22 protein-coding genes and 1 pseudogene are annotated in these 23,302 nt (G+C 75.0%); 9 read left to right on the forward strand and 14 right to left on the reverse strand.

The genetic code is table 11. The features are described 5' to 3' along the window. Positions 1 to 153 precede the first annotated feature (153 nt). The 3 genes from QK440_RS19510 to QK440_RS19520 all read right to left on the reverse strand — a co-directional run bounded on the left by QK440_RS19510 (position 154) and on the right by QK440_RS19520 (position 2,712). Positions 154 to 603, reverse strand: a complete 450-nt coding sequence (locus QK440_RS19510; protein WP_282794422.1) for an SRPBCC family protein — start codon at positions 601 to 603, stop codon at positions 154 to 156. Between the two features lie 164 nt (positions 604 to 767). Further along, positions 768 to 2,057, reverse strand: a complete 1,290-nt coding sequence (locus QK440_RS19515) for a cytochrome P450 (protein WP_282794423.1) — start codon at positions 2,055 to 2,057, stop codon at positions 768 to 770. Between the two features lie 487 nt (positions 2,058 to 2,544). Next, entirely contained in the window at positions 2,545 to 2,712 is a 168-nt protein-coding gene (locus tag QK440_RS19520) for a hypothetical protein (RefSeq protein ID WP_282794424.1), read from the reverse strand. Positions 2,713 to 3,078: 366 nt separating this feature from the next. On the opposite strand from QK440_RS19520, the gene QK440_RS19525 reads away from it, so the two are divergent. Beyond that, on the forward strand, positions 3,079 to 3,831 hold the full coding sequence (locus QK440_RS19525) for a calcium-binding protein (RefSeq protein ID WP_282794425.1): 753 nt from the start codon (positions 3,079 to 3,081) through the stop codon (positions 3,829 to 3,831). 68 nt (positions 3,832 to 3,899) lie between these two features. On the opposite strand, the gene QK440_RS19530 is transcribed toward QK440_RS19525, so the two are convergent. Next, positions 3,900 to 5,381 (reverse strand): amidase family protein, encoded by a 1,482-nt coding sequence (locus tag QK440_RS19530; protein WP_282794426.1) that lies wholly within the window; start codon positions 5,379 to 5,381, stop codon positions 3,900 to 3,902. A 168-nt stretch (positions 5,382 to 5,549) separates the two neighbouring features. Then, positions 5,550 to 7,046, reverse strand: coding sequence for a PepSY domain-containing protein (locus QK440_RS19535; protein ID WP_282794427.1), 1,497 nt, complete (start codon positions 7,044 to 7,046; stop codon positions 5,550 to 5,552). 312 nt (positions 7,047 to 7,358) lie between these two features. On the opposite strand from QK440_RS19535, the gene QK440_RS19540 reads away from it, so the two are divergent. Next, positions 7,359 to 7,901 (forward strand): luciferase family protein, encoded by a 543-nt coding sequence (locus QK440_RS19540; RefSeq protein WP_282794428.1) that lies wholly within the window; start codon positions 7,359 to 7,361, stop codon positions 7,899 to 7,901. A 64-nt stretch (positions 7,902 to 7,965) separates the two neighbouring features. Here QK440_RS19540 and QK440_RS19545 read toward each other — a convergent pair whose 3' ends face one another. Beyond that, positions 7,966 to 8,499 (reverse strand): GNAT family N-acetyltransferase, encoded by a 534-nt coding sequence (locus QK440_RS19545; protein ID WP_282794429.1) that lies wholly within the window; start codon positions 8,497 to 8,499, stop codon positions 7,966 to 7,968. Positions 8,500 to 8,734: 235 nt separating this feature from the next. On the opposite strand from QK440_RS19545, the gene QK440_RS19550 reads away from it, so the two are divergent. Next, a complete protein-coding gene (locus tag QK440_RS19550) occupies positions 8,735 to 8,935 on the forward strand; it encodes a hypothetical protein (RefSeq protein WP_282794476.1) in 201 nt (66 codons plus the stop codon). Positions 8,936 to 9,158: 223 nt separating this feature from the next. Here the strand turns inward: QK440_RS19550 and QK440_RS19555 are convergent, their stop codons facing one another. Then, entirely contained in the window at positions 9,159 to 10,070 is a 912-nt protein-coding gene (locus QK440_RS19555) for a glycoside hydrolase family 16 protein (RefSeq protein WP_282794430.1), read from the reverse strand. 402 nt (positions 10,071 to 10,472) lie between these two features. On the opposite strand from QK440_RS19555, the gene QK440_RS19560 reads away from it, so the two are divergent. Continuing rightward, positions 10,473 to 11,474 (forward strand): MsnO8 family LLM class oxidoreductase, encoded by a 1,002-nt coding sequence (locus QK440_RS19560; protein WP_282794431.1) that lies wholly within the window; start codon positions 10,473 to 10,475, stop codon positions 11,472 to 11,474. 13 nt (positions 11,475 to 11,487) lie between these two features. After that, positions 11,488 to 11,736 carry an alpha/beta hydrolase gene (locus QK440_RS19565; RefSeq protein ID WP_282794432.1) on the forward strand — a complete coding sequence of 83 codons (249 nt, stop codon included), beginning with the start codon at positions 11,488 to 11,490 and terminating at the stop codon, positions 11,734 to 11,736. Positions 11,737 to 12,153: 417 nt separating this feature from the next. Here the strand turns inward: QK440_RS19565 and QK440_RS19570 are convergent. From QK440_RS19570 to QK440_RS19585, 4 genes and pseudogenes are all read right to left on the reverse strand, one after another. Continuing rightward, positions 12,154 to 12,852: pseudogene (locus QK440_RS19570) on the reverse strand (dioxygenase); the annotation flags it as partial. Between the two features lie 40 nt (positions 12,853 to 12,892). Continuing rightward, positions 12,893 to 13,852: an AraC family transcriptional regulator gene (locus tag QK440_RS19575; RefSeq protein WP_282794434.1), complete on the reverse strand. Its 960-nt coding sequence runs from the start codon at positions 13,850 to 13,852 to the stop codon at positions 12,893 to 12,895. A 251-nt stretch (positions 13,853 to 14,103) separates the two neighbouring features. Then, complete coding sequence (gene fabG, locus QK440_RS19580; protein WP_282794435.1) at positions 14,104 to 14,808, reverse strand: 3-oxoacyl-ACP reductase FabG; 705 nt, start codon at positions 14,806 to 14,808, stop codon at positions 14,104 to 14,106. Between the two features lie 70 nt (positions 14,809 to 14,878). Further along, positions 14,879 to 15,793 carry a helix-turn-helix domain-containing protein gene (locus tag QK440_RS19585; RefSeq protein WP_282794436.1) on the reverse strand — a complete coding sequence of 305 codons (915 nt, stop codon included), beginning with the start codon at positions 15,791 to 15,793 and terminating at the stop codon, positions 14,879 to 14,881. 68 nt (positions 15,794 to 15,861) lie between these two features. On the opposite strand from QK440_RS19585, the gene QK440_RS19590 reads away from it, so the two are divergent. Both QK440_RS19590 and QK440_RS19595 read left to right on the forward strand, forming a co-directional pair. Continuing rightward, positions 15,862 to 16,749, forward strand: a complete 888-nt coding sequence (locus tag QK440_RS19590) for a helix-turn-helix domain-containing protein (RefSeq protein ID WP_282794437.1) — start codon at positions 15,862 to 15,864, stop codon at positions 16,747 to 16,749. Between the two features lie 2 nt (positions 16,750 to 16,751). Next, complete coding sequence (locus tag QK440_RS19595; protein WP_282794438.1) at positions 16,752 to 17,741, forward strand: MBL fold metallo-hydrolase; 990 nt, start codon at positions 16,752 to 16,754, stop codon at positions 17,739 to 17,741. 549 nt (positions 17,742 to 18,290) lie between these two features. Here the strand turns inward: QK440_RS19595 and QK440_RS19600 are convergent. Further along, positions 18,291 to 18,743: an NUDIX hydrolase gene (locus QK440_RS19600; protein WP_282794439.1), complete on the reverse strand. Its 453-nt coding sequence runs from the start codon at positions 18,741 to 18,743 to the stop codon at positions 18,291 to 18,293. 703 nt (positions 18,744 to 19,446) lie between these two features. Beyond that, positions 19,447 to 20,130, reverse strand: coding sequence for a hypothetical protein (locus QK440_RS19605; protein ID WP_282794440.1), 684 nt, complete (start codon positions 20,128 to 20,130; stop codon positions 19,447 to 19,449). 557 nt (positions 20,131 to 20,687) lie between these two features. Here QK440_RS19605 and QK440_RS19610 point away from each other — a divergent pair. Then, positions 20,688 to 21,326, forward strand: a complete 639-nt coding sequence (locus QK440_RS19610; protein WP_282794441.1) for a hypothetical protein — start codon at positions 20,688 to 20,690, stop codon at positions 21,324 to 21,326. Then, positions 21,326 to 22,549 (forward strand): MAB_1171c family putative transporter, encoded by a 1,224-nt coding sequence (locus QK440_RS19615; RefSeq protein ID WP_282794442.1) that lies wholly within the window; start codon positions 21,326 to 21,328, stop codon positions 22,547 to 22,549. Before QK440_RS19610 ends, QK440_RS19615 begins: the two co-directional genes overlap by 1 nt. An 85-nt stretch (positions 22,550 to 22,634) precedes the next feature. On the opposite strand, the gene QK440_RS19620 is transcribed toward QK440_RS19615, so the two are convergent. Then, a complete protein-coding gene (locus QK440_RS19620; RefSeq protein WP_282794443.1) occupies positions 22,635 to 23,228 on the reverse strand; it encodes a TetR/AcrR family transcriptional regulator in 594 nt (197 codons plus the stop codon). Between the last annotated feature and the right edge of the window lie 74 nt (positions 23,229 to 23,302).

A 23,302-nucleotide genomic window follows, 5' to 3' on the forward strand; every position in this document is an offset into this window, starting at 1 on the left:
GCCGCCGCGCGCGGCTGGTGCTGCGCGTGTGCGGGGCGCGGGGGGGTTGCTTGACTTTTCGGGGGTGGGGGGGGGGGGTGCGGTCCCCGTTTTGCGGCCCCCCCCCCCCCCCCCACTTCTGTTCCCGCTCCCGTGGCGGCCGTACGGCCTGACTCAGACGGTGCCGCGCCAGGCACCGGTCTCCGCGCCCCGGGACTCGATGAACGTCTTGAAGCGCTTGAGGTCGCCGGTGACCTGGCGCTTGACGAGGCCGAGCTTGTCACCGACCTTCTCGGCCGCGCCCTCCGGGGCGAACTCCATCCGCAGCGTCACCTTCGTGCGGGCGTCGTCCAGGCGCTGGAAGGTGACCGCTCCCGCCTGCCGCGCCTCGCCCCCGACCGTGGTCCAGGCGACGCGGTTGTCCGGAATCTGCTCGGTGATCTGCGCGTCGAACTCCCTCTTGACCCCGCCGATGGACGTGGTCCAGTGGGTCAGGGTGTCCGACCGCTGCTCGACACGGTCCACGCCGTCCATGAACTCCGGGAACGACTCGAACTGCGTCCACTGGTTGTACGCGGTGGTCACCGACACGTTGACCTCGATCGATTCCTCGACCTGCGACACGTGGGTCTCCTCTCCGGAACACGGGCCCGCGGTAGGGCGGACCCGGAAGGTGCTGTGTCCAGACCCGCGAGTACCCGCGAAACGCTCCCTCATGGTCACGAGGGCCACATCGGCCGAAGAACCCGCCCCGCACCCCCGCTTCCCGGCCGTTGTCGCGGGCCGGGTCATCCCTGCCCGCCGGGGTGCGCGGAGGGGTGCGCGAGGGGCGCGGACAGCGCCGCGTCCCCGTCCCGTACGGGCAGCCGCAGCGGCCCCCGCACCAGCAGTCCGGGCCGGTGGGCGAGGGTGTCGGGGGGTGCGGCCAGGGTCAGGCCGGGCAGGGCGGCGAAGAGGCGGGGCAGGGCGATCGTGGCCTCCAGGCGGGCGAGGCGGGCGCCGAGGCAGAAGTGCGGGCCGTGGCCGAAGGCCGCGTGGGGTGCCGGTCGCCCGGCGGCCAGATAGCGGTCCGGCCGGAAGTCGTCCGGGGCGGGGAAGTGCGCGGGGTCGCGGTTGGCGGCGGCGAGGACGACCAGGACCGAGGCCCCGGCCGGTATGACGGTGCCCCCGTCGAGGGTTACGGCCTCCGTGGTGCGCCGCCAGGTCGTGCCCTCCAGCGGGCTGGCGTGCCGCAGGGTCTCCTCCACGACGGCGGCCCACCGCCCGGCGCCGTCGCGACGCGCGGCGGTGAGTTCGCCGGGGTGGGTGAGCAGCGCGAGCGCGGCCGACGCGAGGAGGTTCATCGTCGTCTCGTAGCCCGCGAAGAGCAGCAGGAACGCCATGGCGAGCAGCTCCTCGTCGTCGAGGCCGCCCTCGTCCGGGGCGGTCACGAGCGAGCTGAACAGGTCGTCGCCGGGGGCGCGCCGCTTGTGCGCGATGAGGGTGCCGAAGTACGCGTGCAGGCTCGACCAGGCCGCGTCGGCCGCGCCGGGCTCCAGCGCGTCGGCGGGCGAGCCGACGCGGTACGTCCAGGCGCGCAGGTCCGCGCGGTCGGCCTCGGGCACGCCGAGGACCTCGCCGATCACCAGGACCGGCAGCGGGAACGCGAAGGCGTCCACCAGGTCGGCCACGCCGTCGCGGGCCAGGCACCGGGAGACGTCGCCCGCGAGCTTGCCCGCGAGGCGCTCGACGCGCGGGCGCAGGGCGTCCACCCGCGCGGGCGTGAACGCCGCCGTGGCCAGGCGGCGCAGCCTGCTGTGGTCCGGCGCGTCGGTGTTGAGCATGTGCCGGGCCAGGCACTGGCGGGCGCGCTCCGCCGCCGACGGAGGCCTGGGCCGCCCGGCGTGCCGCGCCGGCACGTTCGAGAACCGCGGGTCGGCGAGCACCCGCCGCGCCTCCTCGTACCCGGTCACCAGCCAGGCGTGCGTTCCGTTCGCCAGCTCCACCCGGGCGACGGGGTTCCGCTCACGCAGGCGCGCGTAGAACGGGTACGGGTCGCGGGCGAACGCCGGGTCCGCGGGATTCAGCAGTTCAGACACCCGCTCATCCTGATCGAACACCCGGTCCCGCGGCGGGGGCCGACCGTGCAGAGCTGAGGGGCGTGAACTGTGGGGTTCACACAAAGCCGGTCCCGTACGCGCCCCGGACCGCGCGCGGCGAACACACGGCCGAGGGCCGCGCACACGCGATCGGGGGCGGGCACGGAAGCACCGCCCGGCGTGACGCCACGGGACGCGGCGCCGGCGTCCTGCGCGAAGCCGACAACCGCCTGTCGGCCTCGACGTGCGGGCGCGGCGAGCCGGCGGCGCGTGCGAAGGGGCGTCGGACCGGTGCGGTCCGACGCCCCTCGGGCACCAGGGCCAGTGGGATGGGACGAAGGCGGATGTGCGATGCGGTGACAGGCCGGGGCACCGCCCCGCCCGACCGGCGGCGGCGCCGGCCGGGCGGGGCGAACCGGGCCGCGCACCAGGGCCGAGCGGGCCCGATCTCACGGTGCGCGGCGACCGGCGCATGAGACGGTGACCCTCACAGGTGGAGCGAGAGGCTTCCGCCGGCCAGGCCGGCGGTATTGCCCGCGGCGTCGAGGGCACTGCCGACGCCGGGGAGCGGAGCCGCAGCGGCGAACCCCGCTCCCCACAGGCTCAACACGCTTGCCGCGGCGAGCGTGACCAACACACGACCGATCGCTTTCATCTGTCCTCCTTGACAGGTTCGGCCAGCAGGTACCCCTTGCGGCTACCTCCGGGAGCGCCGCGCGACGCACGCTGTGCTCCCCCACGCCGCCTGATCGCCCCGCGCTCCGAGCGCTGCGCGGCACTCACTCCCGCGCCGGCACTTCTCGCACGCCGTAACTGCCCCTGTGCGCAGGGCTGTCGAGGAACCTGTCCCATGGCGGGAACCCGGCGCTCCTCGCACGCCATCCCCGCGAAAGGTTGTACGCGACGCACGTGGCGATCACCACGGTGATGAAGACGGGGTGAAGAACGTAAGGTCACCTCGTTCACACCTGTCGCCGGGGCATCATCTGTCCCGGCACCTTCTGTGGGGGGACTCCACTCAATGGGACACCGCACCCGTACGGCCGTGCTCGGCTCCGCTCTCGCCGTGGCCGCCCTGGGCTTCGCCGCGCCCGGCGCCACCGCCGCGCCGCAGGACATCACGGTCGAGAAGGTCACCGTCAACGGCGGCAAGCCGGTCGTGCTCGGCACCACCGCCGCCAAGACCTTCAAGGTGACCGTCACGGCCGCGACCGACTCCGCGTTCACCGACACCGACATCACCCTGTACGGCCCGAACTTCGCCATGGCGAGCTCGCAGGGCGACGCCTCCTGCTCGTTCGCGAACGGCAAGTCGACGTGCACGGCGACGTACACCATCGACCCGGACACCGACTTCTACGACAACACCCCGGCGGGCGGCTGGTACGTCAACGCCCTGCTCCAGTCCGACACGGACAGCGTGTACGCGGAGAAGACCGGCGCCTTCAAGGTCCAGCGTGAGTCGAAGCTGACGGTCAACGCCTCGCCCGAGCCGATCAAGAAGGGCAAGACGCTCACCGTCACGGGCGCGCTGACCCGCGCCAACTGGGAGACCCACAAGTTCTCCGGCTACACCAAGCAGTCGGTGACGCTGGAGTACAAGAAGAAGGGCGCCAGCGCCTACTCCGCGGTCAAGACGGTCAAGTCCGACACCAAGGGCAACCTGAAGACCACGGTGAAGGCCACGGCCGACGGTTCGTACCGCTGGAGCTTCGCGGGCAACTCCACCACCCCGGCCGTCAAGGCCGCCGGTGACGCCGTCGACGTGCGGTGACCACCCTGCCGTAGGCACGAGGTGAGCGGCGGGCGCGCGTCGGCATGGCGCGCGCCCGCCGCGCCGCCTCACAGAGCCGGCCGCTCCGCATCCCACGGAGCGGCCGCTTCCAGTTGGGCGGCGAGGGCGAGCAGCGTGCCCTCGCCGCCCAGCGGCCCGGTGAACTGCACGCCCAGGGGCAGGCCGCCGGGCGTGCGGTAGAGGGGGACGGACATCGCGGGGCGGCCGGTGATGTTGGCGAGCTGGGTGAAGGGGTTGGGGGCGAGGTTCGCCACGACGGCCTGCCGCCACAGGCGGGTCCTGCTGAGCCTGCCCGCCACGCCCGCCCTGAGCAGCGCCTTGCCGACCTGCCGGGTCACCCACGGTGTGTCCAGCTCGCCGATCCGCACCGGCGGCCGGGCGAGCGTCGGCGTGAGCAGCAGGTCGTACGTCTCGTGGAACGCGGCCAGTTGCCGGGTGTAGAGGTTCCAGCGCCCCAGCCGGACGGTGTGCTCCACCGCACCCAGCGCGCGGCCCGCCGCGGCGAGCAGCCGCGTGTCGAGCTCGAAGTCGGTGTCGGCCGCGCCGGTCCTGTGCTTGAGCTCCGCCATCGTCGCGGCGTTCTGGGTCGCGTACATGGCCATGAAGTCGTCGGCCATGCGCAGCCCGTCGACGGCGGGTTCGGCCTCCTCCACCTCGTGGCCGAGGCCGGTGAGGAGCTTGACGGCCGTCTCGACGGCCTCGACCGCCTCGCGCGCCACCGGGGTGCCGATCGGCGAGCGGGTGCTGACGCCGACGCGCAGCTTCGGCGGGGTGCGCCGGGCGAGGTCGGCGTACGGCGCGTCGGGGCGTGCCGCGAGGAACGGGGCGCCCGGGTCGGGGCGGGCGGTGAGGACGTCGAGGAGGGCGGCGCTGTCGCGCACGGTGCGGGAGACGACGCCGTCGCTCGCCGCGCCCGCGAGGAGTTCGCCGTGCGCGGGGCCCGCGGGCACCAGGCCCCGGCCCGGCTTGAGGCCGAAGAGCCCGCAGCAGGCGGCGGGTATGCGGATCGAGCCGCCGCCGTCGTTCGCGCCCGCGGCGGGGACGATGCCCGCGGCGACCGCGGCCGCGGAGCCGCCGGACGAACCGCCCGGCGTGTGGGCGAGGTTCCACGGGTTGCGGGTCGGGCCGCCGGCCTCGGGCTCGGTCACGCTCTTGATGCCGAACTCCGGCGTGTTCGTCTGCCCGAAGACGACGAGCCCGGCGTCCAGCCACCGCCGGACCACCTCGCTGTGGCGCCCCGCGACGAGCCCCTGGGACGCCCGCGAGCCGCCGCCCGTCGGCCGGCCCTCGTAGTCCTGGAGCAGGTCCTTGATGAGGAACGGCACACCGGCGAAGGGCCCGGAGAGCGGGCCCGCGGCGCGCTCGCGGGCGATCACCGGCATGGGGCGGACGATCGCGTTGATCTTCCCGTTCACGGCCTCGGCCCGCGCGAGGGCCGCCTCCAGGAGCTCGGCCGGCGTCACCTCGCCCCGCGCCACCAGCTCGGCGAGTCCGACCGCGTCGTACGTCCTGTAGTCCCGGTAATCCACCGCGCACCCCATCGAGTTGGCTGACTTGGAGTCAAGAACGCACGCGAGCGTAGATCGTCGGCGTCGCGGGCGGCAACGGCCGGAACCGGCCCCTGCCCCGCCCCCGGCCCCGGCCGAACTCACGCGGCCCGCCCCGGACTCACCCGGCCGGTTCCGCCCCGCCGTCCCTCACCGCCCGGGCAGCGGCGGGTAGCTGCGCCGGCCGCGGCGGTGGGCGATCTCGCCGAGCACCACGTCCACCGCGAGGAACGCCGCCAGCGGGATGCCGAGCAGGGGCACGAAGTAGCCGAGGACCGCGACCGCCGCCATCAGCGGAACGAGGACGTACGCCGGGACGTGCTGCCACGCGCCGCGCGGCAGCGGGCGGCCGAAGGCGCCGGTGCGCCCCCGCAGCCACCACATGCGGTAGCCCCACACGACCAGCAGGACCAGGGCGAGGGCCAGGACGGCCAGCGCGATCTGGTTCGCGAGGCCGAAGAGCGTGCCGGCGTGCGCGTCGATGCCCCAGCGGGTCAGCTTGGCGAGCACCGGGTAGTCGTCGAACCGCAGGACGTCGACGACCTGGCCGGTCCGCGCGTCGACCGCGGCCGAGTCCTGCTTCTCGGGCCAGCTCCGCTGGATCTGCTTGACGACGTACGCCGGCGACGGCGCGGCGGGGTCGGCGGGCGGCACGATCTCCACCGGGTCCGAGAGCCCCTCGGCCCGGGCGGCCTTGAGGACCGCGTCGAGCCCGATGTCACCCGCACCGGCCGCGCCTCCCCCGCCACCGGTGCCCGCGACGCCCCCGGCGCCGTCGGCACCGCCCGCCGTGCCCGCGCCCGCGGACCCCCCGCCGTGCCCGGCGTGCTCCCCGGCACCAGCGCCCGCACCGCTCGTCGAGACCGTCGGTGTCGTCTGGCCCAGGGCCTGGCGCAGGTCGCTGATGCTCTGCCCCGCGTACGCCGACCAGGTCAGGCCCGTGGCCGACAGGAAGAACAGGCCCGCGGCGGCCCAGGCGCCCACCGTGCCGTGCAGCGAAAGGAGCCGGCGGCGGCCCGCCGTGCCCCGTACCCTGCGCCGCGCCCGGCGCCGTCCGAACCACAGGACGAGGCCGCCGCCCGCGATCACCCACAGCCAGCTCGCGGCGAGTTCGCTGTACAGCCGCCCCGTCTCGCCCAGGTGCAGGTCCTTGTGCAGGCCGGAGATCCAGGTGCGCAGCGGCAGCGCGCCGCTGGAGCCGTACTGCTCCTCGGCGCCGCGCACCTCGCCGGTGTAGGGGTTCACGAACACGGCGAGGGTGCGGTCCTCGGCCACGCCCGGCACCCCGGAGAGCAGGACCCGCGTCGTCGCGCCGTCCTCCGGGGAGGGCCGCACCGCGGTGACCTTCCCCCGCGGGTGTGCCTCGCGGGCCGCGGCGACCTGCCGCTCGACGGGGAGTTCCCTGTCGCCCACGGGCACCCGCAACTCGTCGGCGTACACGATGCGCTCGGCCGTGTACGAGGCGGCGTACAGCAGGCCCGTGACGGCGGCGACCAGCAGGAACGGGGCGATCAGCACGCCGGCGTAGAAGTGCAGGCGCAGCACCAGCGGGCGCAGCGAGGCCCACGCGGACCGCCGTGGGGCGGGCTGTTCCGCGGGCGCGGGGCGGCCGTCGGGCGGGGCGGGGGCGGGAGGTGCGGTGGACATGGCGTGCTCTCCTGGTGCCGGTCGGTGGTACAAGTGCTCCGGCGGTGACCGGACCGGTCCATGGGTCGAGCGGCACGCGAGGGGAGTTCCCCGCCCCTGATGTGATGTACATCACTGTAGTTGGTGCTGTAGTAGGACAACATCGCACGTCACCGGCACGCGCGGGTGACATCGCGCCGCCCCTCCCGGAGGGCCGGTCGCGCCGCACACCCCCGTTGACCTCCGGCGGGGCCGGGTAGCGGGGCCCGCGCGGGCAAGCGGTCTGTGAACAGGGGTGGTTCGCCGGGTGAAATCCGCGCGACGATGGGGCGTATGACGGCGGCGCAGCGTGCCATGACCCAGTTGGAGTCGTGGCCGGATCTCGTAAGTGGCCCTCCCCGGTGCGCGGTGGGCCGCTCGTACGGCACACCTGGCGCGCCCGGAAAGGCGGGCTACGAGCTGGTGCACTTCCACTCCGACGACGCCGCGGACGTCTGCCTGACCCGGGCGGCGGTCGACCGGCTGCGGCCCCAGTTGACGCACAACACCGCGATCCGCGTGCGGCCCGGAGCGTCGTGGGTGACGGTCCTGCTGGACGGCGACATGGACATCGCGCTGCTGCTCACGCTGGTCAGTGTGGGCCTCAAGGCGCATGACGACGCGCTCGCGCTCCGGGGCGCGCCGGGGCCGTCCGGCAGGGCGGCGGGCTGCCCCTCGCCGCCGTGCGACTGGGAGGCCCGTGTCCCGGAGGCCCCGCTCGTGCCGGTGCCGCCCCCGCCCGCGCCGGCCGTGCCGACCGCGCCCGGCCCCGCCGGGCTGCGCGGTCTGCGCGCGACCTGGAAGGCGGTCGGACGGCTGATGCCGCACGGGCACTGAGCCCCGCCGGGGCGCGGCGCGGTGGGTGAGCATGCGCGCCGCGCGGGCCTCGTCGGCGCGGCCGTCAGGCGCCCGCGCCCGCCGGGACGTCGTCGGTGAAGCCCAGGCGCCGGTTCAGGGCGATGACCGGGGCGTTGCCGGGGTGGTGCAGGGTGCGCAGCTCACGCGCCCCGGCCGCGCGGGCGAAGTCGGCGGCCAGGACCTTCATGGCCACCGCGATCCCCCGCCCCCGGTGGCCGCGCAGGACGCCGGTCATCTCGCTGAACGCGTGACCCTCGGGCCGCAGGGTGGTCGCGGCCATACCGGCCCAGGTCCCGCCGTCCACCGCGAGGACGACACCGCGGGGGTCGTACAGCGGCGTCTCGACGCGCTCGGCGAGGTACTCCTCGTACGTGTGGAAGGGCCCGCGCCCCGGGATGTCGGCCGAGCAGGTCTTGTTCAACTCGTACAGGGCCCGCCGGTGCCGTGGGGTGTCACCGGCCTGCGCCATGGTGGTGAAGGTGATCCCGTCCTGCCGGCAGCGGCGCAGGACCGGCTCGAACCGCTCCCGGTCGAACGCGTCCAGGTCGAGCTTCAACCGCACCCAGTCGACCGCCATGGGCCCCTCCCGCCACGTCCATGATCCGAAGTCGCAGCCTATCCGGCGGCCTTGGCCTCACCACCCTGGGTGGACGCCGTGCGGACAACCCGTTCGTATGATCGTCGGTGACTTCTGGGGCGCCGCGGGCGTTGCCCACGGCGTGCGGACCGGAACGGCCGGTCCGCGGGCCGGACGGGTCGCGCCCGCCGGACGAGTCAAGGAGCAGCCTGTGAACGGCAGTTGGGTGAGAAAGGTGTCCCGCTGGGCGCTGGTGGCCGCGGTGGCGACCGGACCGGTCGTCCTGGCGTCCGGCACGGCGCACGCGGACGAGACGCACCGCGACTCACACAACGCGCCCGTGGTGGCGCTGATCAACACGGGGCAGATCGACGACCCGATGGAGGACGTCCTGGAGCACACGCTGAACTTCGGCGACGGCTACAAGTGGGACTGACACGCCGGGCCGGGTGACACGCCCCGGATCGCGAGGGCCGGACGGCAGTCGCCGTCCGGCCCTTCGGCTGCCCGGCGCCGGGGAGCGCCGCGTCCCGGCACCATGTCCCGCCGCCGCGCCCTGGCCGCCGTACCCCGGCGTCGCATCCCGCCACCGTGCCCCCCCGCCGTGCCCTGCCCGCCGTGCCCCGGCACCACGTCGGTGCCGTGCCCCGCCGGCCGGGTCACCTCCAGCCGTACGCGTACGCGGCGACCCACGTGATCTCCAACTGGGCGCTGCTGCCCGGCGCCGCCACCGGGCCCTCCAGGGCGCTCTCGTTCTGCAGCACCCAGGACAGCGGGTGGTCGGGCACGTCGCGGGTGTCGCGGCCCACCTGTCGGCCGTCGACGAAGAAGCGGACCTGGCCCGGTGTCCACTCGGTCGACACGGTGTGCCACTGCGTCCAGTCGTCGGCCCCGTGGAACGAGCCCTGCCTGCCCCCGCCGCACGGGTGGTGGAAAGCGCTCAGGGAGGCCGTCCACTCGCCCTCGGGGTGGTCCATCTCGCAGCCGCCGCCGTAGTGCAGCCACGCCGACTTGTACCCGGCGGCCGGCTTGGTGACCTTGATGCGCGCGCTGTACTTGCCGTACTTCATCTGCATGACGGGCCGCGGTACCACCGCCGCGGCGTGCACGGGGCCGCCGTCGGCGGGCCGCCACATCCGGATGCGCATACGCCCGTCGCCGTTCGCCGCAGGGCCGACGCTCACGGTGTCCTCGGGGTGGTAGACGCCCGCCACGCTCCGGCCGCGCTGCCGTTCGTTGGCGGTGTCGCGCCAACCCGTGGGGTACGCCCACCAGTTGTCGCGGTACTCGCCGCGCAGCCCGCGGCAGTACGCGGCCGAGGTGTCGACCCGGTGGTCGCAGTCGCTGAACGCGCCCAGCGGCACCCGGTCGCCGTTGAAGTCCTCGGCCAGGACCTGCCAGAACGGCCCGCAGTCGCCGCGCGGCAGCGTGGTCCCCGCGGTGCGGCAGGCGTCGGCGGACCGGGGCGCGCCGTCCGCGCGCGGCAGGCCGAGCAGACCGGCGAGCAGGGTGACCGCCGCGGCGGCGAACAGCGCGGGCCTGCGGCGGCGTGGTGCGGCGTGTGTCCCCATGGCAGTGGCTCTTCCTCCCGTGCGCGGGGTGCGGCTCCGGCGCGGCGCGGACGCGTGTGGACCGTGGTGCGCCGGGGAGGAGAGCATCCTTGCCGGGCGGGCGGGAGAGCGCCATCCCCTGGAGGGGGCATGCCTGGAGTTGCCCGTTCCGGTTGGACCGGCCCCGTGGGGCTGCCGCGCGGGCGGGCTCACTTACGGGTGCACGCGCCTACGTACGCGCGTAGGGCGCACGGCGCGTGGGCCGCGCGGCGCGTAGGCGCGCGCGTCCTCGTGCACGGCGCTGGTCCGCGTACTCCGCGCCACGGCTCCCGGTACGGGGGGAGGACGGGCGGAGGACGCCCGGGTGGGGCCCCGCCCGCCCCCGGCCCCTGTCCCGGCTCCGCGCTCGCCTATCGTGATCACATGGTCGATCTGCCCCTCTCCGCGCTCGAGGTCTCCGTCGTCGAGGACGGCGCCACCGCCGCCGACGCGCTGCGCAACTGCCGGACCGTCGCCGGGGAGTTGGACCGCCTCGGCTACGACCGGCTGTGGTTCGCCGAGCACCACCACTCCCCCGCCATCGGCGCCTTCCCGCCCGTGCTGCTGGCCGCGCACACCGCCGCGGCCACCGCCCGGATGCGGGTGGGCTCGGGCGGCGTGCTCGCCCCCAACCACGCGCCGCTCACCGTGGCCGAGCAGTTCGCCACGCTGGCCGCCCTGCACCCCGGCCGGGTCGACCTCGGCATCGGCCGGGGTCCCGGCACCTTCCACGAGCCCACGGCGCGGGCGCTGCGCCGGGGTGCCGGCCCCGCCACCGACGAGGAGTACCGCCGGGACGTCGCCGCGATCCTCGGCTTCCTCGACGAGGCCGGCCTCGGGGAGCTGCCCGAACCGTGGCTGCTCGCCTCCAGTGACGCCGGTGCCGCGCTCGCCGCGGCCCTGGGCCTGCCGGTCGCGTTCGCGCACCACATCCGCCCCGACAACACCGTCACCGCCCTGGAGCGGTACCGGGACGCGTTCCGGCCGTCCCGGTGGTGTGCGCGGCCGCGCGTCCTGGTGTGCGTCGAGACGGTGTGCGCGGACACCGAGGAGGAGGCGGCCGAGCTCGCCGGGCCGATGGACGTCATCAAGGCGGGCCTGCTCAACGGCCGTGCGGAGACGCCCTTCCCGACCCCGGCCGCCGCGGCGGCGCACCCGCTCACCGGGCGCGACCGCGAGGCCGTGGCGGCGTTCGCCGCCCACCAGGCCCGGGGCACCCGGGAGGCGGTCGGCGCGCGGCTCGCGCGGCTCGCGAAGGACACCGGCGCCGACGAACTGATGCTGGTCACCCCGGTCTTCGACCCGGCCGCCCGTATCCGGTCCTTCGCCCTCGTGGCGGACCTGCGTACGAACGGCACGGGAGCGGACGAACCGGGGCAGGTCTGACGCCATCGACACCATGGTGCGGGTCGACGGCGGCGAGGTCTGGGCGGACGACACGGGAGGCGAGGCACCCCCGGTGGTCCTGCTGCACCCGGGGGTCGGCGACTCCCGGGTCTGGGACGGCGTCCTGCCCTTCCCCACCGGGCGGCACCGGATGCTGCGCTGCCGTCGTGTCCGGCCGGCCGGGAGCGACCACTTCCCGACGCTGCGGGAGCCGCGGGCGGTGGCGGAGCTGATTCTGGAGGTGTGCGGCCGGGCGGGCTGAGCGGTGCCCCTCCCGGCCGCACCCCCCACCCCCGCCGTCCCGTCCGCGTGCCGGGAGAGGTGGTTGCGTGACCGGCGGCGGGGCCCGGGGCGTCGGGGCCCCGCCGCCGGAGCCTGATCGGAAGGGGAGCCCCGCGCGCGTCCGGCCGGGGCCCCGGGGAACGCCGGCGGCGCGGCGGCTGCCACGGCCGCCCCCAGGCAGACGGCCGTCCTCGCCATCCGCGACAGCCGCCGCGCCTTCGCACCCGTACCGGGCACCCGCCTCCTCTGCGCGTCCGCCGCGCCGGTCGGACCGGCGCGACGGACCAGGCGGTGCCGGCGGGCAGGACCGGCGCTCCCGCGCGCCGCTCCACCCTGACGGGGGATCAGGGGCGTTCCCGCGGCGACCCCGGGACGGTCGCCGACGCGCCGACGGCTACTGCGGCACGTTCAGGACGAAGTCGAACTCGGCCTCCTTGGCGCCACCGACGTCCCGGACGTTCATCAGGAGCCGCGCGTCGAAGATGGGGTCGGTGTTGTTGCGCGGCTCGTTCGGGAAGTAGAGCTGCGTCGTCAGGATGGGCCGGCCCGGAGCCTGGAGCTTGACGTGCAGATGGCGGGTGCGGCCCGGGTAGAGGCCGGGGAAGATCGTGGTCAGGGTGAACGCGCCCTGCGCGTTGGTGAACTGGTGGCCGCGGTACCGGTAGCCGACGTTGTCGTACGCGCCCCGGTTGTCGGCCTGCCAGAAGTCGAGGAGCACATTGCCCAGGGGCTTGCACCGCAGGCCGAAGACGTAGCCGGTGACGGTCAGGCGGACGCCCTGCGCGCCGGGCTGGATGAGGTTGGTGCGCCGGGGGGAGTTCGGTTTGAAGTACGGGCCCTCCATCTGCGGCGGCGTCGGGTCGTCGCCGTCGTCACAGCTCGGGGTCAGCTCCGGCACGGTGCCGGTGCCCGCCGAGGTGCGGGCCAGGGCGGGGGCGCCCATCATCGCGACCGGTACCGCCACGCCCGCGGCCAGGGCCGCCTTGAGCACGGTCTTGCGGCTGGGGCCCCGGCGGGAGCCGTCCGGCGCGGTGCCGAGGTCGTCGCCGTCCACGGGGACATCGCCCGTGCCGTTCGCGTGCGTCTCGCCGTCCATCGCTCCTCCTGTGTGGGGGGGGTGGGGATCGGCTACGAAGCTATGCGGAGGGCCGGTTCCGGGCGATGGACGGAAGGCGGTGGTCGTGGTGAATATCGCCACCGCCGCGGCGGAAGTCGCCCGGGCTCGTCCCCGTTTCACGGCGGAAGAAGCGACAGAAGTAGGCGGGATCGGTGAAACCGACCCGGCCCGCGACCTGGCGGACCGTCAACTCCGTGCGGACCAGGAGGCGTTTGGCCTCGTGGACGCGCGCCTGGCGGAGCAGCTCCCCGGGGGTGCGGCCCATGGCGGTCTTCACCACCTCGTTCAGATAGCTCACGGAGACGCCGAGCCGGGCGGCGCACTCGCGGACCGACCACAGCGGCGTCCCGGCCGTGTCCAGCAGGGCGAGGAAGTCGGCGGCGACGGCGGCGGGGCGGGCGGGCGGGGCGCCGCCGCGGGCGTCCCGCTCGGGGTCGAGCAGCCGGGCGGCGCGCACCACGAGGACGTGCAGCAGGGCCTGGAGCACGCCCTGGAAGCCCTCGGCGCCGGTGCGGTACTCGTGGTCCAGGTCGGCCACCAGGCGGTGCACCCAGGCCGACTCCTCCTCGGACAGGTGCAGCCAGGAGCGGCGGCCGAGCCTGCGCAGGGTCTCCTGGTCGCGCGGGTTGTCCAGGAGGAAGTCGTCGGTGAAGAGGATCACACAGCCCTCCAGGTCGCGGACCTGGTCCCAGTAGTGCACCTGGCCCGGCGCGAGGAAGCACAGATGGGGCGGGCGCAGCGTGAACCGGGAGAGGTCGACGACGTGGCTGCCGGTGCCCCCGGTCACGTACACGATCTCGTGGAAGGTGTGCCGGTGCGGGAAGGAGGCGCGCGACATCGGGCCGATCGTGTCGAAGCTTCCGATCGCGAAGGGCAGGGCGTTGGGCCGAGGCACCTCCAGGCGGTGGATGGGCAGCCCTCCCCTCTCGGGCTCGCTGCCGTTCGCCGTGCCGCCGGGCAGGACTGTGGTGCCGCGCATGCGTCCGCTCCTCACCCTGACGCGTCCGGGCGCGGTCGCGCCGATCTTGTCAGGTTCAGACCAATCGGTGCGTCCACGATGACACGCGAGCGGAGCGTGTCCCACCGCAACTCAGGCCAAGTTGCGGCGGAACATGTTCGGCTGCCGCGGCCACGGCCGTACCCCCGTACCGGTCGTGGCCGCCGCAGCCGCCTGTACCCGCGCGGTCGGCGCGACGGTCGCGATGCCGTCGCGCGGACCGCGCGGGGGTCTCAGTGCCCCATGCCCGCGCCGCCGTCCACCGGGACGACGGCCCCGGTGATGTAGGCGGCCTCGGGTGAGGCGACGAACGCCACCGTGGCGGCGACCTCCTCGGGGCGCGCGAGGCGGCCGAGGGGGATCTGCCGGAGCAGGGCCTCGCGCTGCTCGCCGGTGAGCGCCTCGCTCATGGCGGTCTCGGTCAGGCCGGGCGCCACCACGTTCACGGTGATGCCGCGCGAGCCCAGCTCCCGGGCGAGGGAGCGGGCGAAGCCGACGAGGCCGGCCTTGGACGCCGCGTAGTTGGCCTGCCCCGCCTCGCCGCGCAGGCCCACCGCCGAGGAGATCACCACGATACGGCCGGCGCGGGCGCGGAGCATGCCGCGGGTGGCGCGCTTGGCGACGCGGTAGACACCGGTGAGGTTGGTGTCCAGGACGGAGGTGAAGTCCTCCTCCGTCATCCGCATCAGGAGCTTGTCGTGGGCCACGCCCGCGCAGGCCACCAGGACCTCGACGGGCCCCTGCTCCTCCTCGACCCTCCGGAACGCGGCGTCGACCTGCTCGGCGTCCGTGACGTCGCAGCGTACGCCGAGCAGCCCCGCCGGGGGCTCGCCCCCGCGGTAGGTGACGGCGACGCGGTCGCCGGCGGCCTGCAGCGCGCGGGCGGTGGCCAGGCCGATGCCGCGGCTGCCGCCGGTGATCAGTACGGAGCGGGACACGAAGGACCTTTCGAAGTGAGGGGTGGTACGGGTGCGGTGGGCGTCCTCGCCGCGCGGGGCGGCCGCCGGGTCAGCCCACCCGCCGGACGCGGGTGCGGGTGAGCAGGCCGCTCATGGCGGCGGCGGTGTCCATCACGGCGTGGACGCAGCGGGTGCGGGCGGCCGCGCCGCGCAACCGCTCCCGCGGGGCCAGCAGGGCCACCGCCCCCGCGAGGACGGAGCCCCGCCACACCGGGGCGGCCACCGACTCCCAGCCGGGCAGCGGCGAGGGGCCCACGGCGTGACCTTGCTCACGGACGCGGTCCAGCGCCACCCCCGGCGGCGGCACCCCGTCGAGACAGGCCAGCATGGCCAGGCCCGCGGGGTCCTCGTCGAGCGGCGCGCTCCACACCCGCCGCAGCGCCGTCCGCGGGGCCGCGGCCAGCTCCGCGGCGTGCGCGCCGACGGCCCGGTCGATGCAGAACCGCAGGGCAGCGCCCACCAGTAACGGAGCGTACAGGAGCGAAACTTGCCCGGTCCGTGACTGTAGAGTGACGAGCTCGGCACGCAACGCAGGCGAGGTCTGACCGACTCCAGTATCCCTGACCTCATCGACGAGGTGGGTGGATCGGTGTGACGTCTCCGTCAGCGCGTAGTGCCCCCGGGGACCACACTGCTCGGCGGCGCCCTCCCGGACGAGGGCCCGCACGTAGCGGTGCGCGGTGGGCGCGGGCAGCTCCGCCCGTGCCGCGACGACGGCCAGCGGGTGCGCCCCGGGACCCAGTTCGCGCAGGGCTCGGAGCACGGCCAGCGTGCGGGCCACCGCGCTGCCGGCGGGCTCTCGCACCGCCGTGGCGGCCACCGGTCGCAGCACCGTGTCCTCCTCCTCACCGGCGTGGCCCGTGGCCCCGCCCCGCATGTCCGGTCCGGTCACCCATTCTCGCGGCGGGCCGCGGTGGATCACCAGGCCGTGTTTTTTCCGGTCCGCGTTTTTCAGGAAGTTCAACTTCCGATGAAAATGTTTCCTACGCATCGGTGACATCGCCCGGCACAGCGCGGGAGAAAGGTTGGAAATTGAACAACAAGGAGGCCCTGCAGCAATTGCTGCAGTTCAAGCGGAGCCAGATCAGCCCGACCGACCTCGGTTCGCCCCGGCGCACCGGGCGCGGGCGGCGCTCGCGCGGGCTCTCGCAGGCCAGGGTGGCGCAGGAGCTGTTCGTCTCCGAGCGCACCTACGCGCTGCTCGAGCGCGGCGAGATGGCGCAGCCGTCGGCCGAGTTCCTGGACAACGTGGCCGCGGTGCTGCGCATGGAGGAGCCGGAGCGCACCGCGCTGTATGTCTATGCCCTGGGTTATGAACCGCCCTTCCCGATGGACCCGCTGGCCGGAACGCAGGTGGGCCCCGCGTGGCTCACCGCCGTGAACCGGGTCAAAGGACAGCCGTGCTACATCAACGACGTGGCCTGGAATGTGCTGGCCTGCAATGACGATTTCATCCGGATGTTTCCGCAAGTACCGGACACGGTGCCGCAGTTGCCGGAGCGCAACCTCATGCGGTGGATGCTGCTGCGCGAGGAGGCGCGGGAGTGCCACCTGGTCGACTGGGAGCGGAACTGGGCCCTCAAGGTGACGGCGCAGTTGCGCACCGCGTACGCCGCGCACCCGCACAACAAGGACCTCCAGCAGCTCGACGAGGAGGTCAACGACGACCCGGTCGCGGGTCCCATCTACCGCCGGCACGACGTGGCCTACGTCCACCCCGACGGCGACGCGCGCCTGATGCGGCACGCGGGGATCAGCACGGCCGGGCTCGATCCGGCGAGTTTCAGCCGTTGCTGTCCCCGGCACGAGCCGTCGGTGCTCGGCTCGGTGACGATGTGCACGGCGCAGCCGCTGGGGTCGCCCGGGTCGCGCTTCTTCTTCCTGGTCTTCGTCCCCACGCCGCCGGGTGAGAATGCATGACCATGAACACTGCTCCGACCCTCGTCCCCCTGGCTGCCGGTGGCACCGGTGGCACCGGTGTCTACGTATGGGCCCCGGGCTCCGCGGGAAGCTGGGGACTCGCCAACTGCGGCCTGCTCGTGGCCGACGGGGAGGCGGCCCTGGTGGACACCCCGTACACCCTCGACCGCACCGACGACTTCCTCGCCGCCGCGCGCGGGGTGCTCCCACCCGGCACCGAGATCACCACCGTGCTCACCACCCACGGCAACGGCGACCACGGCTGGGGCAACCAGCGGGTGCGCGGCGCACAGCTCGTGGCCACCCGCCGCACGCTGGAGCACCAGTGTGTCGAGCCGACGCCCGAGCAACTGCGCCACCTGGTCGAGGAGACCGATCCAGAGCAGCCGCTGGGCTGGTACTTCCGGCGCCACTTCGGCCGGTTCGACTTCCGGGGCATCACCGTGCAGCGGCCGACGCGGACCTTCGAGGGACGCCTCGACCTGCGCGTCGGGGACCTGCCGGTGGAGCTGCACGACGTCGGTCCGGCGCACACGGTGGGCGACATGGTGGTGCACCTGCCCACGGAGCGGATCGTCTTCGCCGGTGACGTGGTGTTCGCCGGGGACCACGTGTGCCACTGGGCGGGTCCGCTGGAAGGGGTGGCCCGCGCCGGCGAGCGCATCCTCGCCTGGGACCCGGACGTGGTGGTGCCGGGTCACGGTCCGCTGCTCGACCAGGACGGGCTGCGGGGCCACATCGCCTACCTGCGGGACCTGTCCGAGCAGGCGTCCTCCTTGCACGCGCGCGGCCTCACGCCGACCGAGGCCGCGCGCCACCTCATCGAGGAGGACCGCTACCCGGACCTGCACCTGCCCGAGCGGCTCGTCATCACCCTGGCCTCGGAGTTCCGGCACCTGGACGCGTCCGACGCGGAGCCGGACATCCTGGCGCTGATGAGCGACTGCTCCGAGATCGCCTGGCAGCGCGAGACACAGAGCGCCCTCCGGTAGCGCGTCCCGCGACCGCCGCGCCGCGTGGGAGCCCCGGGATTCCGGCCGCCGGAATCCCGGGGCTCTCCGTTCCGCCAGGTGAAACACGACACGCTCCGGGGGCGCCCGCGCGTTGCGCGCGCCCCCGGCCCTGGGATGAGGTGAACACGTCGGCGCACCGCACCGGTTCCGCGGGTGCCGACCGCCCCACCGAGCAATGGTTCTCCCCCACGTTCGGTGACACGGCGGGGACGACGGGACGCCGTCGGCCCGCAGCCGGATGCCGCCGCCGATGCCCCGGCGGCGGCATTCGCGCGTTTCCGCGGCCCGGCCGCCCTCGCGCCCGCCCCGCGCTCCTCCGTGACTCCTCCACGGCTCCGCCGTGACGCCCCCGCGGCCCCGACGACGTGTGCCCCGTCCCCTTCCTGGCGAGGAAGGGGACGGGGCACGTCATGCCGTGCGGGGCGGGGTGCCGTGCGGCACCGGGACGGCGTCCGGTCGGCTCGGGGCCCTCCCGGTCCCGCGCCGCGGCGCGCCTCCCGCTCTAGCCGGCGCGTGCGGCGCGGCCGCTCACATCTCGACCTCGAGGCACACCAGGCGCTCCTCCTTGCGGGCGGTCAGGGCGGCCTCCCACATGGGGATGGCGAAGGCCGGGATCAGCGAGCCGTCGATGAGGTCCGGCGGGGTGAAGCGGTACCGCACCGGTCCGTCCTCCCCCGAGCAGATGGCCCGCCGCTGCGCGGCGTCCACCTCGCCGCCGTCGAAGACGTAGTACACCCGCGGCATACGGCCGCCGGAGTCCACCCAGGCGACCACCAGGAGGTCGCCCATCGTCACGTCGAGGCCCAGCTCGGCGCGGATCTCCCGGGCGCACGCCGCGCTCGGGTCCTCCCCTCCCTCCATGTGCCCGCCCGGCAGGTTCCAGTACGCCGTGTGCAGCGGGTTCACCATGAGCACGTGGCCGTGCTCGTCGGTGATGATCGCCCCGGCCGAAGCGGCGAGGGACGTAGCAGTAGCATCCATGGCATCTTCCTGAATAAAGCCCCGTCTGATGAGAGCAACGGCCCATCAGGAACGGGCGGTCCAGCGAGCGGAGTCCCCAACCCCGCCCAGCGGGCGCGCACACGAGCGTCGTACGCGCCACCGGCAGCGGTGTGGTCCCGCGTGCGGGGACGCCGACGCGCCCCCGGACCGGACCATGGACGCTGCCGCCTCGACGACCGCACCACCGAGGAGCGCACCGGTGGTACGCGATACCGCGACCTGACCATCGCCCCTCCCCAACCGCCGCGCACCGGCTCGGGCCGCGGCGGCCCTGGCATCACCTGACGAGCACACGGTTCCATCCGCAGGGGCCGACCACTTCCCGGCAGTCGCACCGCAGTCGGGCGGGCGCCCGTCAGCACTGCGGAGCGGCACGACGCCGACCGGGAGGTGAGCAGGACCGTCGGCCGTTCACCGGTACTCCCGCCCCCACGGGAGAGTCGACAACAAGCCGGACGGACGAATGGAACATGCGGGCAGGTTTCGTTCCCCGTCAGAGCCCACCTGCCCCCGGCTCTGGCGTAGACAGATCCTGATGCACTATCACAGGCGGTGTCAACGATTGAGAACGACGCATGTCATGGCGGTGCAGAGGGAGGTACGTCCCGGCGCGGCCGGCCGTGCGGCCCACCGGAGCCCCTACGACCGCTTCCGCCCACGGCAACGCGCGTAGCGCGCCGTCTCAGGCGGGCCCGCCCGCGCGGCCGGAGCCGCCGTCGGGCTCGCGCGCCCGCACCACCCTGACCAGCTCGTCCAGCGCGGGCAGCAGGTCGCGGAGCGTGTCGATCTGCGCGCCGTCCGCGGTGCTGCGCAGCGCCACCGACCGGGCCCCGAGCTCCTGGAGCACCGCGTGCGTGGCCAGTTTGGGCAGGTCCTCGTGGACCATGCGGCGCAGGTACGCGATCAGCGCGGTGCCCTCCGTGCGGGAGCAGAACCCCTCCGGCGCGCCGAAGAACAGCTCCAGGCGGGCGGCGTGGTCGTGGTTCGCCCCGCGCTCGCCGTTCAGGAGGTTGGAGACGTGCTGCGCGGAGATGCCCGTCGCGCGGGAGATCTCCCGCAGGCCGTACGGCTCCCTGCCCGAGGGCGTCTCCTTGAGCCGGGTGCGCTGGAGGAACCGCAGCCGCTGCTGGAACAGCGCCTTGCGGAACGTCTCCCGCGCGTACTTCTCGCGCGGCTCCTCCTCCGGTGGCTCGCCGTGCAACAGGGCGCGCACGCGCCCGGGTTCGATCCCGGTGGCGTGGGAGATGAGCCCGGGGTCCAGGAGCCGGCCACGTGTGGTCCCCAGGCGCGCGGCGTAGGCGTCGACGTCGTCGAGGAGACGGGCGATCTCGTGTCCAGGCGCCGGGGGGTGGTCGGCTGCGTTCACCTGAGGGTCTCCATGGGCCATGGAACTCGTGGGCGCCCTGAGAGTATCCGCCCGGACCCTCACCGGCCAGGACCGTCCTCGATCGTTGACACGCCGGCCCCGGGGCCGGTGCGCCACTTCCCGGCAAAGGGGGCGAACCGGTACGTCCTGCCTCCGTCCGCCGCCCTCCGGATGTCCTGGCGGCCGTACAACGCGAGGCCCGCGAAAGCGTCCGCGGGTGCCACCGTACAGGCGTCCCGGCGTGCCCAACTGGGCACGTCACCAAGGCGGATGGCCACCGGTGCCGTATCCACGCATCCGACCGCGCCACCGCTGAATCCGGCCTGATAATGTCCCAGCGCAGGTCAGCGGGCACACGCCTGTCACGTGGACGGAACGGGAGCGTGAAGGGCCTTATGAAGACGGCCAGCACACGGGCTCAGGGCCCGTGTCCCGCCTGGAGCGGGCGAAGAACCGTGCCACCCCGGCGCGCCGGGCACGCGCGGCCGCCGCGGGAGAGCTGACCCGTGCTGTTCACCGGTGCCTCCGCGGCGTGGCGCCGCACCGGCGGGGCCCGTGTGAGCGCAGCCTCGGCCCGGATCCGCGGCGCCGTGCACAAGCGCCGCGCCTGGGCCCGCGCGCGGCGGCGGGCCGTCCGCATCCTCCACGACGACCTCGGCCTGCTGCCCGGCCAGCGGCTGCCGGACCTCGTGAACGCCGTGGCGCGGGTGCGCCGCAGGCCCGTCACGGTCCTGCGCGTGGCCCTGCCCCCGCACGTCAGCGGCTTCTGCGTGCGCGGCGAGTGCGAGGACACCGTCGTCGTCACCACCAACACCAGTGAACGGCAGGGGCTGCACGTCCTGCTCCACGAGCTCTACCACCTTCTGTGCGGCGCACCGTCCGCCGCGGGCCCGGCGCCGGACGCCCTCGCCGCCCCGGTCGACCCGGGGGCGCTCAGCGCGCAGTTGCCCTCCCTGCCCCCGACCGTGGTGGCCGAGGTGCTCGCCCGGCCCGCCCGGCCGCGCGCCGCCGCCCCGGCCCCCGCCGGCACCGTGGGCGGCGCCGGGCACGGCGCGCACGGCGGGGACGGCGAGGACGAGGAGTGGGCCGCCGAGGTGTTCGCCACCGTGGGCCTGCTCATGCTGTCCCTGGACCCGGCCTGCCGCCACACCGACCCCCTGCTCTGCTCCTTCGCCCACCGGCGCGTCGGCGTCTGATGTGGCACACCGCCCTGACCACGGTCGGTCTCGCCGTCGCCGCGACCACCCTGGTCCTCGGGGTCCTCAAGCTCCTCGCGGCCCGGCGCGCGCCGACCCTGGTCCTCACCCTCACCGCGTCGTCCCTGTTCCACGCGGGCGCGGTCTTCCTGCTCACCGTGCCGCCCGTGTACCGCGCCGTCGGCGACGCGACCGGCGTGCCCCATCTGGCCGCGCTCCTCGCGCACTTCGCGGCCCTGCTGTCCGTCGGCCACGCGCACCTCAAGGCGCACCTGTGGGCCGCGCCCGACCGCACCGGCGCGGTCCTGCGGCGCACGGTGACGGCCTGGGCGCCGCTGTACGCGGGCGTACTCGCCGTCATGGCCGCCCTGTTCGCGCAGGCGGACCTCGGCGGCCCGGCCCGGCCGCTGCTGCTCCCCGTCGACCACGCGCGCGTGCCGCAGGTGGTGGCGCTGCATTTGCTGTACGCCGCCGCCCTGCTGGTCGTCGTCACGGCGACGGTGCGCCAGTGCCGTGCGCTGCGGGCCCTCGACGCCCCCTGGCTCACTCCGGCGCTCGACCGGTACCTCCGGGGTTTCGCCGCGGGCGTCGCCCTGGATCTGGTGCACGCGGTGTGCCTGCTGGTCGCCGTGGCGGCCGCCGCGCACGGCCGGTGCCTGGACGCGCTCGCCGAGGGGGCCTGGCTGACCACGGCCGTGAGCTGGCTGGTCGCCCACTTCAGCTTCGTCCGCTCCTCGCTGCACGCGCGGCGCCGGGACCGCGGCGACTACGTCACGCTGCGGCCGCTGTGGCAGACGGTGGTGCGCGCCGACCCCGGTCTGGTGCTCGCCCCGGGCCTGCTGTGGGGCGGCTGGGACACCCGGATCGCGCTGTCCCGCAGGCTCGTGGAGATCCGTGACGGCGCCCGCAGCCTGCGCCCGTGGATGTCCGGCGCGCCCGCCCACGTCGTGGCGCACCTGGCCCGGCGGGGCCGCCACCCGGGCGTCGACGTCGTCGCGGCCCAGGCCGCGGCCACCCTGCTGTACGCCGCCGAGCGGCGGGGCGCGGGCCGCCCGCCCTCGCCCTCGGACACCCGGCTCCCGGTCCTGCCGGGCGAGGACGTGCCCGCCGCCGAGGAGCGCGCCCACCTCGTCCTGGTCGCCCGCCACCTCGACCATCCGCTGGTGCTGGAGGCGCTGGCGCTGGTCCGCCGGGACGCGCCGGCGAGGTGCGGCACTCCGTAGGCGGGGCCGCTCCCCGGCGGCGGGCGGCCTGGCGGCTTCTTTCCGGCGGCTTCGGCTTCCTTCTTCCCGGCGGGTGCGGCGCCGGTCACGTCCCTCGGGTGACCGCCGCGTCGAGCAGCGGGCCGAGTTCGGCGACCGCCGTCGTCAGGGCCCGGGCGTCCCGCTCGGCGCGGGCGATGAGGAGGGCGCCCTCCAGCGTGCTGATCATGAGCGTGGCGAGCGGCTCGGCGCGCGCGGCGGGCACGCCCATGTCCGTGAGCGCCCGGGCCACCGGACGGGCCCACCGGGCGAACGCGGCCGCGGCGGCCTCCCGGGTGGACTCCGCGGACCCGGCGCGGTCCACGACGGCGGCGGCCACCGGGCAGCCGGTGGCGTCCGGGGCGGTCGCCAGCTCGTCCGTCCACTGGCGCACCATCGCGGCGAACAGGGCGCCCGGCGAGGGCTCGGGCAGCTCGGCGAGGAACCGCCCGACCCGCTCGGCCGCGTAGCCGCCGCCCCACTCCACGGCCTCGTTGACCAACTGCTCCTTGCCGCCGGGGAAGTAGTGCTGGAGCGAGCCGCGCGGCGCCCCGGCGTGCGCGACGACCTCCCGCATCCCGGTGGCGGCGACACCGCCGCGGCGCAGCAGCTGCGCCGCGCTGAACACCATCCGCTCCCGCGGGCCTCGCCCGGACCCCATCGCCGCCCTCCCGTCGTACGCAGCAGGCCGGGCCACTGTACAGAGAGCGCGGAGGAGTAGCTCGGCGCCGGTGG

The organism is Streptomyces sp. CC224B (assembly GCF_030010595.1).
Lineage (GTDB): Bacteria > Actinomycetota > Actinomycetes > Streptomycetales > Streptomycetaceae > Streptomyces > Streptomyces longispororuber.

What these genes read in the sequence shown, in the direction of transcription:
- QK440_RS19560 (WP_282794431.1), top strand. Translation starts at nt 10,473, where the DNA reads ATGGTCGATCTGCCCCTCTCCGCGCTCGAGGTCTCCGTCGTCGAGGAC.
- QK440_RS19535 (WP_282794427.1), bottom strand. Translation starts at nt 7,046, where the DNA reads ATGTCCACCGCACCTCCCGCCCCCGCCCCGCCCGACGGCCGCCCCGCG.
- QK440_RS19575 (WP_282794434.1), bottom strand. Translation starts at nt 13,852, where the DNA reads ATGCGCGGCACCACAGTCCTGCCCGGCGGCACGGCGAACGGCAGCGAG.
- QK440_RS19540 (WP_282794428.1), top strand. Translation starts at nt 7,359, where the DNA reads ATGACGGCGGCGCAGCGTGCCATGACCCAGTTGGAGTCGTGGCCGGAT.
- QK440_RS19555 (WP_282794430.1), bottom strand. Translation starts at nt 10,070, where the DNA reads ATGGGGACACACGCCGCACCACGCCGCCGCAGGCCCGCGCTGTTCGCC.
- QK440_RS19615 (WP_282794442.1), top strand. Translation starts at nt 21,326, where the DNA reads ATGTGGCACACCGCCCTGACCACGGTCGGTCTCGCCGTCGCCGCGACC.
- QK440_RS19525 (WP_282794425.1), top strand. Translation starts at nt 3,079, where the DNA reads ATGGGACACCGCACCCGTACGGCCGTGCTCGGCTCCGCTCTCGCCGTG.
- QK440_RS19595 (WP_282794438.1), top strand. Translation starts at nt 16,752, where the DNA reads ATGAACACTGCTCCGACCCTCGTCCCCCTGGCTGCCGGTGGCACCGGT.
- QK440_RS19565 (WP_282794432.1), top strand. Translation starts at nt 11,488, where the DNA reads ATGGTGCGGGTCGACGGCGGCGAGGTCTGGGCGGACGACACGGGAGGC.
- QK440_RS19620 (WP_282794443.1), bottom strand. Translation starts at nt 23,228, where the DNA reads ATGGGGTCCGGGCGAGGCCCGCGGGAGCGGATGGTGTTCAGCGCGGCG.
- QK440_RS19520 (WP_282794424.1), bottom strand. Translation starts at nt 2,712, where the DNA reads ATGAAAGCGATCGGTCGTGTGTTGGTCACGCTCGCCGCGGCAAGCGTG.
- QK440_RS19545 (WP_282794429.1), bottom strand. Translation starts at nt 8,499, where the DNA reads ATGGCGGTCGACTGGGTGCGGTTGAAGCTCGACCTGGACGCGTTCGAC.
- QK440_RS19600 (WP_282794439.1), bottom strand. Translation starts at nt 18,743, where the DNA reads ATGGATGCTACTGCTACGTCCCTCGCCGCTTCGGCCGGGGCGATCATC.